The sequence below is a fragment of the Amaricoccus sp. genome, from assembly GCF_036846665.1.
Lineage (GTDB): Bacteria > Pseudomonadota > Alphaproteobacteria > Rhodobacterales > Rhodobacteraceae > Amaricoccus.
Genome location: NZ_DAIUBO010000084.1, coordinates 1 through 15,309, shown reverse-complemented (window position 1 = coordinate 15,309; position 15,309 = coordinate 1). Strand labels below are relative to the sequence as shown.

Sequence of the window (15,309 nt, the reverse complement as noted above, 5' to 3'; positions counted from 1 at the left end):
CTCGGCATCATTGCGGGCCTCGGCATCAGTGCGGCGCTAATCTACGGCCTGCAACGCCCGGACCGGACCGCTGCGCCGGAGGAGCTGATCACCACGGATCGCCGCCAGCCCGCCGATGGCCTCCGCGATCTGCCTGGCAGCTACGATGCAATCCCGCGGCTGGGACCTCCCCTGCCAGGCGATCTCGGTGGTGGCATTCTCGACGCGCAGCAACGGGGACAGCCCATCGCGGCTCCAAGCCTCGCGCCCCCGACCATGGACCCGGCGGAGCAGCAACGGCTTGCGGAACGGGAAGCGGCCCGCGTGAGTGACCTGTTCTTCCAGACGCGGCCCGGAGCGCCCGCGTCCACCGGGTTCCAGATGCCGGCTGCGGCGCCCGGAGGCGGTTTGGCCGCTACCCCGGAAACCGATCCACGCCAGGCCTTTCTGACCGCGGCGACCGACCGCGGAACGGTCGCGCCCGACCGCATGCAGTCCCCGGCGTCGCCCTGGCTCCTGCAGGCCGGCTCCGTCATCCCGGCCGCGCTGATCACCGGCATTCGCTCCGACCTGCCAGGTCAGATCACCGCGCAGGTCATCCAGAACGTCTATGACAGCCCGACCGGCAGCCTGCTCCTGATCCCGCAAGGCACCCGCCTGATCGGCGCCTACGACGACAGCGTCACTGTCGGCCAGCGCCGCGTGCTCCTGGTCTGGACGCGGCTGATCTTCCCGGATGGGCGCTCCCTCGTCCTCGAACGCCAGCCCGGGGCGGATGCCGCGGGCTATGCCGGTCTCGAGGACCGCGTCGACAATCACTGGGCCAGCATCCTGCGCGCGGCGGGGCTTTCGACCCTGCTCGCCGTTGGCGCGGAGCTCTCCCTCGACGACGAAGACCGCCTCGCCCGTGCTCTCCGTGACGGGGCCCTGGATACGATCAACGAGGCCGGGCAGCGCATCGTTCAGCGCCAGCTGGAGGTCGCACCGACCCTCACCATTCGGCCGGGCTTCCCCGTCCGTGTGATCGTCACGCGCGACCTCGTCTTCGCGCCACCCGGAGGCTGACATGACCAAGCTGAAACTCGGCCGCATCCCGGACGACAAGCCGGTGAAGCTGTCCGTGGAACTACCGGCGCAGTTGCATCGCGACCTGATCGCCTATGGTGAAGTCCTTGGCCGGGAAGCAGGGCACGGGCCGATCGAAGCCAAGAGGCTGGTGGTTCCCATGCTGGAGCGGTTCATCGCGACGGACCGCGGGTTTGCGAAGGCGCGACGAACGCTCTCGAAACCTGGCTGACGAAGCGAGGACCATGATCAACGGCTCCGGTCTCTAGAAGAACGAAGCTGGTGTAACCGGACAGCTTGACCATCGGTCTGGTGATGGACGGTCGAGATTGGAAACTAGATTCAGTAAGTTATGTGGTATTGCGTGCAGTATTTGTTTACGTTCTGATCGTGCAATATCGCGAAATATCGTGCTGGCTATGTCGTCACAGGGCGTAGCCGACGTATTTCGGGGCACGCAAGACTTCATTTCGTGAGGCGGCACCGGCGGCAACGGTCTTCCAAGGCTTAGCATACTTGCGGGGCGGATGACGGCATGTGTGCCGCGGGTGGTGATGGCGTCGTGGCATTTGCCTGTGTCATAGGCACCGTCGGCGGTGACGCCGCCGATCGGCTCTTGCGTCCGGATCTGGTTGAGCACGTTGGCTAGCACTGTGCATCAAGGATGTGGCTCCCGGTGATCTCGATAGCCCGAACCTCTAAGTTTCCTTATCAATCCCGAGATGGATCTTGCGTCACACACGCCGTTTGGTGCCGCCACGCGTGCGTGCGTGCCAATTGCCTTCGCCCTCGATCTTGATCCCGGTGCGATCGATCAACTGGTGCAACGGGCCCTTGGAGCCGCGGTAGGGGATGTTGTCGGCCAAAATCTTCTGGCGCCGAAAAAACGTACTGAAGACAGTCATCGTCCAGTCGAAGCCACCCAGCCGCAACAGGCACTCGACGAACCCGGTCATCTGCCAGAGCGCCATGCCGAACAGCACCTTCATCGAAAGGCAAGTCTGGATGGCGGCATCGCTGTAGTTCCGCTGGCGGCCGCGCCTTCTTGTCCGCGGAGCCTTCCAGCTCATCTCGAGGTTTAACCAGATCTTCAGCGCGTCCTGGCGCTTGAGCGCTTCATTGTAGGCTGGCCAGTTCCTGATCCTGTAAGTAGGGGGAGGAAGCGTGCTCATGCACCCCAGCTAACACGCTGGATTCACGAGGTGAATCCCTCACAGGATCTGCAAAAAAAAGGAGCCCTTCGAAGAGCCAAACGCAGACCGGTTTCTGATAGTGGTTCAAATTGGTCGATGCCGTTTCAAGGTCCAACAGAATGTGCCACGAAGGGGAGAGCATGTTTCACGTACCAGACTTCCTCAACCGCGACGTCGATTCTACGCTCTGCCAAGTCGCCGGCGACGGTGCGCTCTGGGGCCCAGTCGATGTTCGCCTGGCCAGTCAGGTGCACCGCGTCCGAGGTGGCGAAATCGGGGACCAAAATGCCGATACGTCCATCGGACTGGAAGTTTCCGAGAGTGTTGAAATAGCGGTTGCCGGGAAAATCCGGGAAGGAGAGCGCGCCGTCGCCCCTAACCTCGAGAACCCCAGGAGGCCCGCCGCGATGCGACACGTCCAGACCCGCACCCGTGCCGCCCGCGGCAGCTTCGCTGTGCGAGGCGATGAAGAAGGTGTCGGCGCGGGCCAGAAGGGACCGGACGTCGGCGTCGTCCGGCCAGGCAGCCCGACGCGCAATGGGTTCGGCGGTCTGCCGGAACGGTGCGAGGCTTCGCGGCACGATGTATTTCGGGCAGTTTCCGAAGGATTGGTCGACTGCGATGGCGAGGCCGTTTTCGGACGCCAGCAAGCGTCCGTTCACCCGGTTGCGGCGGCGGGTGGCGAAGTCGATCCCGATGAGCCCGGCTATCGCGCCGGGTGCTGTCGCCAGCCCCAGGGTCTCCTCCAACGCCGGTCTGGCCCTGAGGTGGAGCTGGCGAGACGAGACCGCCCTGACAAAGCCGGGATCGCCAGTGGCGAATGTCGCCCAAGGCCGGCCGCGCCGGTCGGTGAGGGCGAGAAATACGGCAGGCAGCGTGGCGAAGAACGCCTGATGCTGTTCCGGCATGGCGTCCCTGATCGCGCGCGCGGCCATCTCGCGCGCCCGGTGCGGGACGCCTGCCAGGTTCTGCACCGAGATCTCGCCGTCGTGGAATACACCCTGCTCGCGACCTGCGCGGCTGCCGCGGCGGTTCGCCCGTTCGCGCAAGGTCACGACAGCCCCAAAGGGTTGCGCAGATGTCCCTCCTTCATCCAGACGCGGCACCCCCTGGCGCCGGCCAGGGCCGACAGCGGCGCGCCGTCGGGCAGGCGCAGCCAGGACCAGCGCCCAAAGCTCTCGCCGCCCTCGGAGAACCCGCCGTCGAGGCAGAGGATCTCGATGCCGCCGCGCGGCGCAAACTCGATCCGGGCATTCGGGGCCCATTCCTCGACACGCACCAGCTCGCGCTCATCCTCGTGGATCACCCGCCCGACGGCACCGGGACGCCCAACCAGCGGCGCCATGCTGGGCGTCGTGGTATCGACCACCACATGCCGGTCGTCATCGGATGCGAACTGGCGCAGCTTGACGAAGATCGTGCACCCCGGTTCCGAACCCGGCTGGTGGCGCGAGCCCGGGGGGTTGCGGACATATGTGCCGGCGGGAGAGTCACCGTGTTCGTCCTGAAACACACCATCGAGCACCAAAAACTCCTCGCCGCCGTCATGGGTGTGGGGCGAGAAACTGCTTCCGGGGGCGTAGCGCACGATGGTGGTCGCGCGGGCGACTTCGTCGCCGATCCGGTCGAGCATGAGACGTTCCACCCCCGGCATCGGCGAGGGCACGAAATCCTGCACGGCGGAATGGACGACGGCGCGGCGGGTGAAATCGGCGTTGAGCTTCATGCGGCGGCTCCCTGCGCGGAAGGGGTTGGTGGCGTGAGACTGGCATCGGGCACGCGGTAGCCGCGTTGCACGGCGGGGCGGCGAGCGACCGCCGCGTACCAGCGCGCGACGTGGGCAAACTCCCGCAGATCGATCTTCTGGTGCTCGAACCGCGTCGACCACGGCCAGATCGCCATGTCGGCGATGGAATAGTCGCCGGCGACGAACTCGGCCGCGGCCAGCTGCCGGTCGAGCACGCCATAGAGGCGCCGCGCCTCGGTGCCGAAACGCTCGGCGGCATAGGCCGATTTGCCGGGGCTATAGTGCAGGAAATGGGCGGTCTGGCCTAGGATCGGGCCGAATCCGCCCATCTGCCACATCAGCCATTGCAGCACCTCGGCCCGGCGCGGCCCGGACGCGGGCAGGAACTGCCCTGTCTTCTCGGCCAGATGGATCAGGATCGCGCCGGATTCGAACATCGTCACGCCCGCGTCGTGATCGACGATGGCCGGGATCTTGGCATTGGCGGAAATGGCGGTGAAGGCCGGGTCGAACTGGGCGTTGGCATAGATGTCGATGGGATGCACGCGGTAGGCAAGCCCCATCTCCTCCAGCCCGATTGCGACCTTGCGGCCGTTCGAGGTACTCCAAGTGTAGAAATCGATCATCGTATCAGTCCTATCGGTTCGGGCCAGAGCCGTTCCTCGGCTCCGGACAGGATGTGACGCGCTTCGCCTGCAATCCGCGTGGCGATTGCGGCCGCAGGTTCGCCGGATTTCACAAGGTCCACCGCCTCGCCGACGATGACGGCGGCGGTCGCCGGGTCGCCCTTCATCGCGCCGGCGGCATAGGCGGCGCGGTCGTCCTGCGTCATCGCCCCGGGCGCTTCGGCCCAGCGGCCGTGGAACGCGTTGCGGCGGGCGCGGAGCGTCCAGGGCACGGGCCAGTCGAGCCCGCGCGCCAGATCGAAGACCGTGTCGCGGGACGTGTCGTCACCCGAGGTCGCGACCGCCGCTTCGCGCAGACGGGAATGGGCCAGGGATTCCTCGGCGACATAGAAGGCGGTGCCGCACAGGACGGCATCGGCGCCAAGCATCAGGGCGGCGGCCATGCCGCGGCCGTCAGCGATGCCGCCCGCAGCCACCAGCGGCGCCGCGCCGATGGCATCGCGCACCGCGGGCACAAGCGCCAGCGTGCCGCGCGCCGCTCCGTGCCCTCCCGCTTCGGTTCCCTGTGCCACGATAATATCTGCGCCCGCCTCGATCGCCGCGCGCGCGCCCGCCACGGTCTGGACTTGCGCGAAGAGGGGCACGCCCGCCGCGCGGATGCGCCCGACAAGGGGCGCAAGGTCGCCGAAGGACAGGAAGATCGCCCGGGGTCGGCGCGCCAGTGCGAGGTCAAGTAGGCCGGGCTGCCGTGCCAGCGCCCAAGTGATGAAACCGACGCCCACGGGCGTATCGCCCGCGGCATCAAACTCGCGAATCAACCAGTCGCGGTCGCCATAGCCGCCGCCGATGAAGCCGAACCCGCCTGCACACGTCACGGCGGCAGCAAGGCGGCCGCCGCTGACCAGCGCCATCGGTGCCAGGAACAGCGGGGCGGACATCCCGAACGGGGTTAGCAGATCATGGCAGGATGGCATCTCGGACTCCGTCATCGGGCCGCCTGGCGACGGTATTCCTCGACCGGAAGACCGCCGATGCCCCAGTGCTCCATCTCGACCTCGTCGATCACGACGAAGGTCGTGGTCGGGTTCTTGCCTAGAACATCGACCAGGAGATCGGTCGCACCCTTGATCAAGCGGGCTTTCTGTTCGGGCGTGGCGCCTTCGCGGGTGATCTTGATATTGACATAGGGCATGGTTCACTCCTGCGGTTGCGGCGCAGGGATCAGGTCGTAGTGGAAGACCTTGGCGATGATCCGCCAGCCTGCGGCCGTGTCGATGAAACTGAGAAGATCGGTGAAATGGCGCTCGCCGATGGCGCAGCGGGCAACAACCAGCGCCGCACGGTCGCCCGCCATGATGATTGAGACGATCTCGTCGCGCCGGGGCTCGCCCCGCGCAGCCGGCGGCTCACGCCGGTCCACGATCGGGAAATACTCGTCGAGACCGAGATTGATCACTTCGCCGCCGGTCGCGCAGACGTAACACGCTCCGGGGGCGAAGACCTGGCCGAGCCTTTCGGTATCGCTGTGATAGAGCCCGTCGAAATAGAGTTTCATGCGGGCCTCGATCAAGGTTTTCGTGTTTTGCATCGGGATGCTCCCTTCAAGGCAGGAGGCGGAGCGACCGGCCGGCCGTTCCGCCCGAAGTCTCAGGCAGCGAGGCCTTCGCGCTTCAACGTTTCCAGAACCTTGGGCCGGGCACGGACGCGTTCGATGTAGGCTCGCACATGCGGATAACCCGAGAGGTCGAACCCAATCAGACCTGCCCATGAGGCGACGACGAAGGTGTAAGTGTCCGCGACCGTGAAATCGCGGCCCATGATGTAGTCGCGGCCGTCTGAGAGCTTGGCCTCGAGCGCGTCGAAGCGCTTGGCGAGCTTGGCCAGCGCCTGCTCCTTCAGCGCGCCCGCGGGCTTCACCGGCGCGAAGAACGGCCCGAAGGACTTGTGCAGTTCTGAGGCCGTGTAGTTGAGCTCGGCCTGCAGCCGCACGCGCTCGCGGGTGCCGTTCGCGGGGGCGAGGCTGGTTTCGGGCTTCAGATCGGCGACATATTGCAGGATCGCCGGCGCCTCGAGCAGCACCTCGCCATCGTCGAGTTCCAGCGCCGGGACATATCCTAACGGATTGACGCGGCTGTAATCGGTCCCACTCTCGGTGGTCTTGTTGGCCAGATCGACCTTTTCGATCAGGTGCTCGATGCCGGCCTCGTTTAGCGCGATATGCACCGACTGCGAACAGACGCCGGGGCTGTAGTAGAGTTTCATCTGGGGTCCTTTCCTCTTTCATCCGTTGCCCGCGATGGGCATGAAATATGGATAGGAATGCAGATATCTATTGTAAATCGAGTTTCCTAAGGTTACCTTCACTTTCGAGTTTCCATTCGGTAACCAGAGGATGCGATGGCACTGAAGATGCGGAGAAACCGGGGGCCCGAGGTACCGGAAGCCTGTCCGCTTCTCGAATGCATGGCGATTATCGGTGGCGCGTGGACGCCGAACATCATCTGGTATCTGCGCGGCGGTCCGCGGCGGTTCAGCGAGCTGCGCGCCGACATCCCGCAGATCTCCCCCAAGGTGCTGACGACCCGGTTGCGCGAGCTCGAGGAGTGCGGCGTGATCGACCGGCGAGTGATGCCGACCTCGCCGCCCTCGGTGGAATACGCGCTCAACGAGCTCGGGCAACGTCTGGTGCCCGCGATCGAGGCGATTGCCGCGGTGGGCGAGGAGCTCAAGCGCCGCGCTGGCGGCGAGCGCAGTCAGGCTGCGGCGACGCCCCGGCTGAAGCATTTCCGTGCGGCGCGCAGCGCCGAGACCACGGAATAGCGGCTTGGCCCGGCGGACGGACCGCCGGGCCGATGACGTCAGGCCGCGCGGGCCTTACGGGCGGGGAAATCGATATCAGTATCGGCGACGTGGTTTAGGTAGTTGGTGAAGATGTTTGCTACCACGTTCGCCACCGTCTCGACGATGTCGGCTTCGGTCAGCCCGGCAGCCCGTGCAGCATCGAGGTCCGCGTCCACGACCATCCCCTTCGCGGCCACGATGGCGACCGCAAGTCTCAGGATCGCCGCCGTGCGCGGATCGTCGGATCGGCCCGACAGATGGGCGTCAATCGTTTCGGGCGCGACCTTGAGCCCGGACGAGATCGCGGCATGGGCCGAGGCGCAGTAGTCGCAGGCGTTCGCCCCGGCAACGGTCAACGCGATCGCCTCGCGAGTGCGGGCGTCGAAGCTGCCGCCCGCCAGCGTCTCGTTCAGGCCGAGCATGGCAGCCAGCACCGCGGGCTGGTTCGCGGCGACGCGGTAGAGGTTCGGCACCATGCCGATCTTGCCCTTGATGGCGGTGAAGAGCGCGGCGGCCTCGGGCGCAGCGGCAGTGTCGGAAACCTGGGTGATTCGAGCCATTGGTTTACATCCTTTCAACGTGGTGAGGGCTCAGGCCGAGACCATCTCGCTTTCGGGTTTGGAGAGGCTGATGACGGCCACGACAGCGGCGCCGTTCAGCCAGTAGTAGGCGGCATCGAGCCCGGTGAAGCCGAGCGCAAAGGGCAGGATCAGGAAGAGGACGCCGACCACCAGATCGACGGCAAGGTGCAGCCTGTAGGGAAGCACACGGATCACGCCGAGGTGGTGGTCGGTGAATACGGTCAGAAGGAAGGCCGCAACGCCGACGACCGGCGAGATCGCCAGCGCAAGCGGATGTGAGGCGCCGAGCCCGAGAACGAACGGCAGGGCGATGAGGGCCAGCGCGACCGGGTAGTCGAGCCAGGCATGGATGGTTTTGGTTACGAAGCGCATGTTGCGGGTCCTTGTGCAAAGCGTTGTCAGGGCGGCGCGAATGCCACAAGACCGAGATAGATTAAAAATTTGGGACGATGAATGCGCGATACGCCGGAATATATTGCAAATCGTCCAGGTTGATGGGCTATGAGAAGCTTTGGATGCCATCAGCGTGCCGACGGGCGGCGTCAGCGCATCGGCAAGTCGATCACGCGGATCTCGATCTCGGTATTGGCGCGGGCGCCAATCCGGTCATAGAAGGCGCGCGCTGACGCGTTATCGACCCAAAGATCCGCGACGATCGTGCCGCAGCCCATCGCCTGCGCGCGCTGATGAATCGATTGCACGAGCAAGTGTCCAACGCCTTCGCGCCGTGCCGTCTCCGCCACCACCAGATCAGCAAGCCAGAGGGATCGTTCCCGCGTATGGAGTTCGAAGCGCCGACACCAGGCGGCGAGGCCGACGATCTCGCCCCGGCGTTCGGCGAGGATGACCTCGATCCACCTGTCCGGGCCGAAACACGCAGCCACGATTCCGGCAGCGTCGCGTCCGGGATCGGGGTCCGCCACATGCGCCGCCAAAGTGCGCGACAATCGACCTATGGCCTCCGCGTTCTCGGGCCGCGCGTCGCGGACTGTCACGGGCTGCGCCCCGATCACGCCGCCTCGCGGCGCGCGGAGCCGGACTGGCGAAAGGCGGCAGGCGACACGCCGATCTCTTTCTTGAAGACCCGGCTGAAGGCCGATTCCGAGGCATAGCCCGAAACTTCGGCCGCCTCGGCGACCGACAGCCCCCGCGCCGAAAGCGCCTCACGCGCGATCTGCATTCGCCAGGATGTCACATAGGCCATCGGCGTGACGCCGAGCCGGTCCGAAAACCGTTCGGCAAAGCCCGTCCGCGACAGCCCCGCCTCGCGGGCGAGGCTGGCAACCGTCCAGTCGGCGGTCGGCGCACGGTGAAAGGCGGTCAGCGCCCGCGCCAGATGGGGGTCGGCAAAACCGGCCACGCCACAGTCGGTCTCGTGCTCCGCCTCGATATGGGCGCGGATCGCCTGGGCGAAGATCGCCTCGGACATCTTCAGGGCGATCAGATCGCCGCCGAGCCGCGCGCCGCCGGCCTCGGCCCCGATGACCTTGAGGGTGGCTTCGAGCCAGGGTCCGGCTTCCTCGCCATATCCGCGCAAGTGGATGAACGGTGGCAGGCGGTCCATCAGCAGGTGCCGCGACCCTTCCGCCAGCGCGAAATGCCCGCAGATCAGCTGCGTGTCGCGCGGGCTGTCATCGCCGCCCCAGACCAATGTTCCGTGTCCCGGAAATTTCGATCGGGACAGCACATCGTCCAGAGGCAGAGCGTCGTCCGGCCCGGTATGACGGCAAGACAGCACATGCGCCGTGCCGTGCGGAATCACGATCAGATCGCCCTGCGCCAGATGCACGGGAACGTCGAGCCCCGACACGCGCACAAGCGCCTCGCCGCGATGGGCAAAATGGAATCGCGCCACATCGCGAAAGGCGGGCACGCGGACGCCCCAGGGCTCCGTGAAGCTCGTGCGGAAGTAAAGCGTACCACGAAGCGAAAGGCGGGTGAGGATGTCACTGAGCAGGTCCAACATGGCGAAGAGTTTATCAGCAATTTCAGACACGTCCAGCTCGTAGGACGATCTCGCATGAATTCCGGACTTTCCGGCATTCAAACGCCGGATGATCTCGGGCAAATCGGTGGCGTTCAAACCACCAACCTGGAGACACTCCCATGAAGAACTTGACCCTTGCCATTGGACTCGCCCTCGCCACGACCGGCCTCGCCGCTCAGGCGGACGAGCCGATGAACGACCTCGAGATCGCCCACACCGCCTACACCGCAGGCGGGCTCGACATCCGCTATGCACATCTGGCGCTGGCGATTTCCGAGAATGAGGCGGTCCGCGACTTCGCCCAGACGATGATCCGCGACCACACGGCGGTGAACGAGGCGGCTGGCGCGCTGATCTCCGAGCTGAAGGTGACGCCGCAGAACAACGCGCTGAGTCAGGCCCTCGTCGAGGGCGCTGCCGCCAAGCGCGCCGAATTGATGGCGCTGAGCGGCAACGCCTTCGACTGCGCCTACGCGACGAACGAGTTGGCCTATCATCAGATCGTCAACCAGACCGTCGCCGAGAGCTTCATCCCCGCCGTCACGGTGGCGCCGCTGAAGGCGCTGCTCGAGGATGCACTGGTCACCTTCCGCGCGCATGAGCAGCACGCCGAGCACATGGTCGCGGGGCTGACGTGCGCGGGCTGACGCACCTGACGCGGCGCGGATTCGGCCGGGGGCTGGGCGCGGCTCTGTTCCTGGTCGGGCTGCCGGGGCTTGTGCGCGCCCATGACGGCACGCACGAGGTCGAGGTGGGCATCGCCAGCTTCGCCTTCGATCCGGCTGGCGTCGAAGTCCTTGTGGGCGACAGCATCACCTGGACAAATGCCGATCTTGCGCCGCACACCGCCACGGCCGAGGACGGAAGCTGGGATACCGGCACGCTGGAAAAGGGCGGCCGCGCACGCATCACGTTCGACGCGCCCGGCGACTATTCCTACTTCTGCGCCTATCACCCCCACATGAAAGGAACCGTCACCGTCCGGACCCGGTCCGGCGCCTGACGCACGCACGGGCCACCCTCTGTTCCCCAGATACCCCCAGGACGGCCTGCGCGCCATTTCCAGGAGAGAATGGAATGTCCCTGTCCATCACCCTCGTCAGTCACGCGCTGTGCCCCTATGTTCAGCGCATCGCCATCGCGCTTTCCGAAAAGGGCGTCGCGCACGAGCGCGTCACCGTCGATCTGGCGAACAAGCCCGGCTGGTTTCTGGCATTGTCACCGCTCGGTCGGACGCCGGTCCTGAAGGTCGGCGAGGCGGCGCTGTTCGAATCCGCCGCGATCCTCGAATTCCTCGAGGACACGCTGCCCCAGCCGCTGCATCCCGCAGACCCGGTCGAGCGCGCACGGCATCGTGCCTGGATCGGCTTCGCCTCGGAATGCCTGAACGACATCGCCGGGTTCTACACCGCCCCCGATTCCGGGACACTCGAGCGAAAGGCCGCGGCGCTCCACGCCCGGTTCCGGGTGATGGAAGGCCAGCTTGGCCCCGGCCCCTGGTTCGCTGGCGAGCGATTCAGCCTGGTCGATGCGGTCTTCGCGCCGGCCTTCCGCTATTTCGAGACGTTCGACCGGATTGGCGATTTCGGCGTCTTCGACGGTCTGGCCGGGATGTCCGCGTGGCGCCTCGAGCTTGCCGACAGGCCGTCTGTGCGGAACGCGGTCGCGCCCGACTACCACGACAGGCTTGCCGCCTTCCTGCGCCGCAAGGACAGCGCGCTGTCGCGGATGATGGAACAGTCCTGCAGCGCGCTCCGGCAATCGGCATGAACCGCGCCGTCCCCGCCCTCCGCTTCGCGCGGCTGACCGAGGTGCCACTTGAGGAGTTGGTTGCGCACATGTCGGATCCGCGCCTGCGCGCACACATGCCGCTTCTGGCAGGCGCCTGGGGCGAGGCCGAGGCGCAAGCTTTCGTGGTGGCCAAGGAGGCATGCTGGGCGCGGGACGGTCTCGGTCACTGGGCCTTTCTGGCCGATGGCCGATACGTCGGCTGGGGCGGCTTTCAGAAGGAAGGCGAGGAATGGGACTTCGGCCTCGTGCTGCGACCGCAGGATTTCGGGCTTGGCCAGCGGATCACGCGGGCGGCGCTCGACTTCGCGCGGGCCGATCCGCGCATCCCCTTCGTCACCTTCCTCCTGCCGCCCTCGCGCCGCAACCTCGGTGCGCTGCACCGGATCGGGGCGCAGTCTGTCGGCCGGCAGGATCACTCCGGCGCGACATTCCTGAAATTTCGTCTCGACACCCAGTCGATCAACCAGCGTTCACAAGGAGAGTTCCCATGACCACCATCGACCATCTCAGCCTCGGGGTTGCCGACGTGCCTGCGGCGCGCGCCTTCTACGGCCGCGTTCTGGATGAACTCGGCATCCGTTGTCAGGCCGAAGGAGATGGCTTCGCCGCCTTCGGCCGCGACCGCATAGCCTTTCTGCTGCTACGCCCCTTCGATGGCGGACCCGCCTCGGCGGGCAACGGCGCTCACGTCGCCTTCGCTGCGCCGGATCGCGAAGCGGTCGCAAAGGTCCATGCCGCGGGCCTCGACGCCGGGGCAATCGACGAGGGCGCTCCGGGCCTGCGCGCCGCCTATCCGATGCCCGGCGTCTTCGCCGCCTATCTGCGCGACCCCTGGGGCAACAAGATCGAGCTGGTTCATGGCGGATTCAGCGCCTGATCACGGCCCGGCCGAGATCAAACGGCTGCGTGCGCAGGTCGCCGCCTGCACGGCCTGCGCGGACCTGCCCCTCGGGCCGCGCCCGATCGTCCAGATCGGCGCCGGCGCGCGCATCCTGATCGCAGGGCAGGCGCCGGGACGGCGGACACATCTTGCCGGGCGTCCATTCGACGACGCATCGGGTGTGCGGCTGAGACATTGGCTCGGCCTTGACGGGGCCACATTTCGGGATCCTGAGAAGGTTACCATCCTGCCGATGGGATTCTGCTATCCGGGAACTGGCCGATCAAGCGACCTGCCTCCGCGCTCCGAATGTGCGCTCCGCTGGCGGCAGCCATTGCTCGACGCTCTTTCCAGTGTGCGCCTCACCGTGGTGATCGGACGTCATGCGCAGGCATGGCACCTTCCAGACACCAAGAACCGGCCGCTTGGGAATGCGATGCGGGACTGGCGTACGCGCTGGCCCGAGGTGATCTTGCTGCCCCACCCAAGCCCGCGCAACGCAGGTTGGTTCCGGCGCAATGCCTGGTTCGAAGAAGACGTGCTGCCCATGCTCCAGACGCGCGTCGCAGAACTCCTCGGTGATCCGCCGACATGACGGGCGCAGGCGTCCGGTTGTAACGCAAGGGTCAAACGGGCCGTGCGCGACCAGGCGCGGGCGTGTGTCGACGGTGGCTGAGTCCCACGTGGCAGATCCCGGCGCAGTCACGAGCCTTCGAGCGTTTCCAGAACCGGGCATTCCGGGACATCCTCTCCAGAACATTGAGCCGCCGTCACTGAGAGCACTTTCTCTATCCGCCTGAGGTCTGCGATCTTCGCCCGCACGTCCGCAAGGTGGCGCTCCGTCCGCTCCTTGACCTCGGCGCAGGTCGGCGCGGCACCGTCTTCGAGCCCCATCAGCCCGCGAATGTCCTCCATAGAAAACCCGAGTTCGCGGGCGCGCAGGATGAAGCGCAGGCGCGTGGCGTGTGCGGCGGAATAGATCCGGTAGCCGGCGTCGGTCCGGGGCGGGTCGGGCAGCAGGCCGGTCTTCTCATAGTAGCGGATCGTCTCGATGTTGCAGCCGGTCGTCCGGGCAAGATCTCCGCGTGTGAAGCCGCTCTCGCGCTCGTGATCGATCATGGGCAAGTTTCCTCTTGAGCCTGTAGTTGCTACAGACCCTACACCCATCGTCAATCACAGACGAGAGGTGCGCGACATGGCGCTGACGGACGACAGAACGGACACTTCAGCGGCGGATCGCCCCGCCCGAAAGGGCTGGCTCGCGGCGGGCGGGATTGTGGGCGCCTTTCTCGCCTCGGCCTGCTGCATCGGGCCCTTGGTGCTGCTGACCCTCGGCATCTCGGGGGCCTGGATCGGCAACCTGACGGCGCTAGAGCCTTACAAGCCGATCTTTGCCGTGATCGCGCTCGGCTTCATCGGGGCCGGATTCTGGCAGGTGTATGTTCGCAAGCCGACCGTCTGCGAACCCGGCTCCTACTGCACAAGGCCCGCATCGGCGCGCATCACCAAGAGCGCGCTCTGGGCCTCCCTGATCCTCGTTCTCGCAGCCCTCACCATCGACTGGTGGGCCCCGCTTCTCTACTGATCCCGAAAGGACACCCTCATGAAGAAGATCCTTGCCCTTGCCCTGTTCGGCCTGACCGCCGTTGCGCCGGTCACCGCCATCCCAGTTGCCGCGCAGACCGTCGCCGCCGAGCAGACCGTCACTTTCGCGGTCGACAACATGACCTGCGCGCTGTGTCCGATCACCGTGAAGCGCGCGATGGAGGGCGTCGCGGGCGTCCGTGCCGTCGAGATCGACTTCGAGGCCCGCACCGCCACGGTCGTCTTCGACACCGCCGCGACCAGCGCCGACGCCATCGCGACCGCGTCGGCCAATGCAGGCTACCCGGCGCGCGTCTCGGGCTGACGGGATGACCGAGCATACCGACAGCAAGCTGATCGCGACAGGGATCGTCGGCACCGTCATCGCAGCGCTCTGCTGCTTCACGCCGGTGCTCGTGGTGCTTCTGGGCGCGGTGGGCCTGTCGGCCTGGCTGGGTTGGCTCGACTACGTTCTGCTCCCCGCTCTCGCATTTTTCGTCGCACTGACCGTGTACGCGGTCTGGAGACGGCAGCGGCGCCAGACCGCTCGAACGGATGGATAACTTGATGAAAGACGACTGCTGCGCGCCCAGGGGCGATTTCGACCTTGCTGTGATCGGCGCCGGATCGGCCGGCTTCTCGGCCGCGATCACGGCCGCGGAAAGTGGCAAACGGGTCGCGCTGATCGGGCATGGCACCATCGGCGGCACCTGCGTGAACGTGGGCTGCGTGCCCTCCAAGACGATGATCAGGGCCGCAGAAGCCCTGCACGGTGCGCAGTCGGCGCGCCGGTTCCCTGGCCTGCACGGCGAGGCGCGGGTATCTGATTGGGCGGCGCTCGTCGCCGCCAAGGACGAATTGGTCACGACACTGCGCCAGAAGAAGTACGCCGATCTGCTGCCGGGCTACGAGGGTGTGACCTATCTCGACGAGGGTCCGGCGCGTCTCGTCCCCGGCGGGGTCGAGGTCGGCGGGCGCAGGATCACGGCTCCCAAGGGGATCGTCGCGACCGGTGGCCGACCCGCCGTGCCCGAC

Annotated in this window: 25 protein-coding genes and 1 pseudogene; 13 read left to right on the top strand and 13 right to left on the bottom strand. The window is 66.3% G+C overall.

Annotated features, from left to right (window positions below):
- Together V7050_RS10125 and V7050_RS10120 are read left to right on the top strand one after the other, a co-directional pair.
- Positions 1 to 1,044 (top strand): TrbI/VirB10 family protein (locus V7050_RS10125; RefSeq protein WP_324374838.1); only part of this gene is annotated, 1,044 nt, incomplete at its 5' end.
- A 1-nt stretch (position 1,045) separates the two neighbouring features.
- Complete coding sequence (locus tag V7050_RS10120; RefSeq protein ID WP_324374840.1) at positions 1,046 to 1,276, top strand: DUF2274 domain-containing protein; 231 nt, start codon at positions 1,046 to 1,048, stop codon at positions 1,274 to 1,276.
- A 196-nt stretch (positions 1,277 to 1,472) separates the two neighbouring features.
- Here V7050_RS10120 and V7050_RS10115 read toward each other — a convergent pair.
- The 8 genes and pseudogenes from V7050_RS10115 to gstA form a co-directional block, all read right to left on the bottom strand.
- Positions 1,473 to 2,216 (bottom strand): annotated as a pseudogene (locus V7050_RS10115) (IS5 family transposase); the annotation flags it as partial.
- Positions 2,217 to 2,341: 125 nt separating this feature from the next.
- Entirely contained in the window at positions 2,342 to 3,292 is a 951-nt protein-coding gene (locus V7050_RS10110; RefSeq protein ID WP_324374842.1) for a pyridoxamine 5'-phosphate oxidase family protein, read from the bottom strand.
- Complete coding sequence (locus tag V7050_RS10105; protein WP_324374844.1) at positions 3,289 to 3,963, bottom strand: cupin domain-containing protein; 675 nt, start codon at positions 3,961 to 3,963, stop codon at positions 3,289 to 3,291. Before V7050_RS10105 ends, V7050_RS10110 begins: the two co-directional genes overlap by 4 nt.
- On the bottom strand, positions 3,960 to 4,610 hold the full coding sequence (locus V7050_RS10100; RefSeq protein WP_324374846.1) for a glutathione S-transferase N-terminal domain-containing protein: 651 nt from the start codon (positions 4,608 to 4,610) through the stop codon (positions 3,960 to 3,962). The genes V7050_RS10105 and V7050_RS10100 overlap by 4 nt, the downstream gene beginning before the upstream one ends.
- Entirely contained in the window at positions 4,607 to 5,599 is a 993-nt protein-coding gene (locus V7050_RS10095) for an NAD(P)H-dependent flavin oxidoreductase (protein ID WP_324374848.1), read from the bottom strand. The genes V7050_RS10100 and V7050_RS10095 overlap by 4 nt, the downstream gene beginning before the upstream one ends.
- Positions 5,596 to 5,802 carry a tautomerase family protein gene (locus V7050_RS10090; protein WP_299047122.1) on the bottom strand — a complete coding sequence of 69 codons (207 nt, stop codon included), beginning with the start codon at positions 5,800 to 5,802 and terminating at the stop codon, positions 5,596 to 5,598. Before V7050_RS10090 ends, V7050_RS10095 begins: the two co-directional genes overlap by 4 nt.
- Before the next feature lie 3 nt (positions 5,803 to 5,805).
- Entirely contained in the window at positions 5,806 to 6,198 is a 393-nt protein-coding gene (locus V7050_RS10085; RefSeq protein ID WP_324374852.1) for a nuclear transport factor 2 family protein, read from the bottom strand.
- A 59-nt stretch (positions 6,199 to 6,257) separates the two neighbouring features.
- A complete protein-coding gene (gene gstA, locus V7050_RS10080) occupies positions 6,258 to 6,872 on the bottom strand; it encodes a glutathione transferase GstA (RefSeq protein WP_324374854.1) in 615 nt (204 codons plus the stop codon).
- A 135-nt stretch (positions 6,873 to 7,007) separates the two neighbouring features.
- Between gstA and V7050_RS10075 the strand changes: the two genes are divergently transcribed.
- Positions 7,008 to 7,430, top strand: a complete 423-nt coding sequence (locus tag V7050_RS10075) for a winged helix-turn-helix transcriptional regulator (RefSeq protein WP_299047130.1) — start codon at positions 7,008 to 7,010, stop codon at positions 7,428 to 7,430.
- Positions 7,431 to 7,468: 38 nt separating this feature from the next.
- On the opposite strand, the gene V7050_RS10070 is transcribed toward V7050_RS10075, so the two are convergent.
- The 4 genes from V7050_RS10070 to V7050_RS10055 all read right to left on the bottom strand — a co-directional run bounded on the left by V7050_RS10070 (position 7,469) and on the right by V7050_RS10055 (position 9,998).
- Positions 7,469 to 8,011, bottom strand: coding sequence for a carboxymuconolactone decarboxylase family protein (locus V7050_RS10070; protein WP_324374856.1), 543 nt, complete (start codon positions 8,009 to 8,011; stop codon positions 7,469 to 7,471).
- A 30-nt stretch (positions 8,012 to 8,041) separates the two neighbouring features.
- Positions 8,042 to 8,404, bottom strand: coding sequence for an SPW repeat domain-containing protein (locus V7050_RS10065; RefSeq protein ID WP_324374858.1), 363 nt, complete (start codon positions 8,402 to 8,404; stop codon positions 8,042 to 8,044).
- Between the two features lie 170 nt (positions 8,405 to 8,574).
- Entirely contained in the window at positions 8,575 to 9,045 is a 471-nt protein-coding gene (locus tag V7050_RS10060) for a GNAT family N-acetyltransferase (RefSeq protein WP_324374860.1), read from the bottom strand.
- The gene (locus V7050_RS10055) at positions 9,042 to 9,998 is read right to left on the bottom strand and encodes an AraC family transcriptional regulator (protein WP_324374921.1); all 957 of its coding nucleotides are present in this window, start codon (positions 9,996 to 9,998) and stop codon (positions 9,042 to 9,044) included. Before V7050_RS10055 ends, V7050_RS10060 begins: the two co-directional genes overlap by 4 nt.
- Before the next feature lie 140 nt (positions 9,999 to 10,138).
- Here V7050_RS10055 and V7050_RS10050 point away from each other — a divergent pair, with 140 nt between their 5' ends.
- The 6 genes from V7050_RS10050 to V7050_RS10025 all read left to right on the top strand — a co-directional run bounded on the left by V7050_RS10050 (position 10,139) and on the right by V7050_RS10025 (position 13,285).
- Positions 10,139 to 10,666, top strand: coding sequence for a DUF4142 domain-containing protein (locus V7050_RS10050; protein WP_324374862.1), 528 nt, complete (start codon positions 10,139 to 10,141; stop codon positions 10,664 to 10,666).
- Entirely contained in the window at positions 10,654 to 11,022 is a 369-nt protein-coding gene (locus V7050_RS10045) for a cupredoxin domain-containing protein (protein WP_324374864.1), read from the top strand. The genes V7050_RS10050 and V7050_RS10045 overlap by 13 nt, the downstream gene beginning before the upstream one ends.
- Positions 11,023 to 11,096: 74 nt before the next feature.
- The gene (locus V7050_RS10040) at positions 11,097 to 11,789 is read left to right on the top strand and encodes a glutathione S-transferase family protein (protein WP_324374866.1); all 693 of its coding nucleotides are present in this window, start codon (positions 11,097 to 11,099) and stop codon (positions 11,787 to 11,789) included.
- Positions 11,786 to 12,301 (top strand): GNAT family N-acetyltransferase, encoded by a 516-nt coding sequence (locus V7050_RS10035; protein WP_324374868.1) that lies wholly within the window; start codon positions 11,786 to 11,788, stop codon positions 12,299 to 12,301. The genes V7050_RS10040 and V7050_RS10035 overlap by 4 nt, the downstream gene beginning before the upstream one ends.
- The gene (locus V7050_RS10030) at positions 12,298 to 12,687 is read left to right on the top strand and encodes a VOC family protein (RefSeq protein WP_324374871.1); all 390 of its coding nucleotides are present in this window, start codon (positions 12,298 to 12,300) and stop codon (positions 12,685 to 12,687) included. The genes V7050_RS10035 and V7050_RS10030 overlap by 4 nt, the downstream gene beginning before the upstream one ends.
- A complete protein-coding gene (locus V7050_RS10025) occupies positions 12,668 to 13,285 on the top strand; it encodes a uracil-DNA glycosylase family protein (protein WP_324374872.1) in 618 nt (205 codons plus the stop codon). The genes V7050_RS10030 and V7050_RS10025 overlap by 20 nt, the downstream gene beginning before the upstream one ends.
- 107 nt (positions 13,286 to 13,392) lie before the next feature.
- Here V7050_RS10025 and V7050_RS10020 read toward each other — a convergent pair whose 3' ends face one another.
- Positions 13,393 to 13,809, bottom strand: a complete 417-nt coding sequence (locus V7050_RS10020) for a MerR family transcriptional regulator (protein WP_324374874.1) — start codon at positions 13,807 to 13,809, stop codon at positions 13,393 to 13,395.
- A gap of 76 nt (positions 13,810 to 13,885) precedes the next feature.
- Between V7050_RS10020 and V7050_RS10015 the strand changes: the two genes are divergently transcribed.
- From V7050_RS10015 to V7050_RS10000, 4 genes are all read left to right on the top strand, one after another.
- Complete coding sequence (locus V7050_RS10015; protein WP_324374876.1) at positions 13,886 to 14,275, top strand: mercuric transporter MerT family protein; 390 nt, start codon at positions 13,886 to 13,888, stop codon at positions 14,273 to 14,275.
- 18 nt (positions 14,276 to 14,293) lie between these two features.
- Positions 14,294 to 14,599, top strand: coding sequence for a heavy-metal-associated domain-containing protein (locus tag V7050_RS10010; protein ID WP_324374878.1), 306 nt, complete (start codon positions 14,294 to 14,296; stop codon positions 14,597 to 14,599).
- Positions 14,600 to 14,603: 4 nt separating this feature from the next.
- Entirely contained in the window at positions 14,604 to 14,837 is a 234-nt protein-coding gene (gene merF, locus V7050_RS10005) for a mercury resistance system transport protein MerF (RefSeq protein ID WP_324374880.1), read from the top strand.
- Positions 14,838 to 14,841: 4 nt separating this feature from the next.
- Positions 14,842 to 15,309, top strand: a 468-nt coding sequence (locus V7050_RS10000) for an FAD-dependent oxidoreductase (protein WP_324410507.1), incomplete at its 3' end; no start/stop codon positions are given.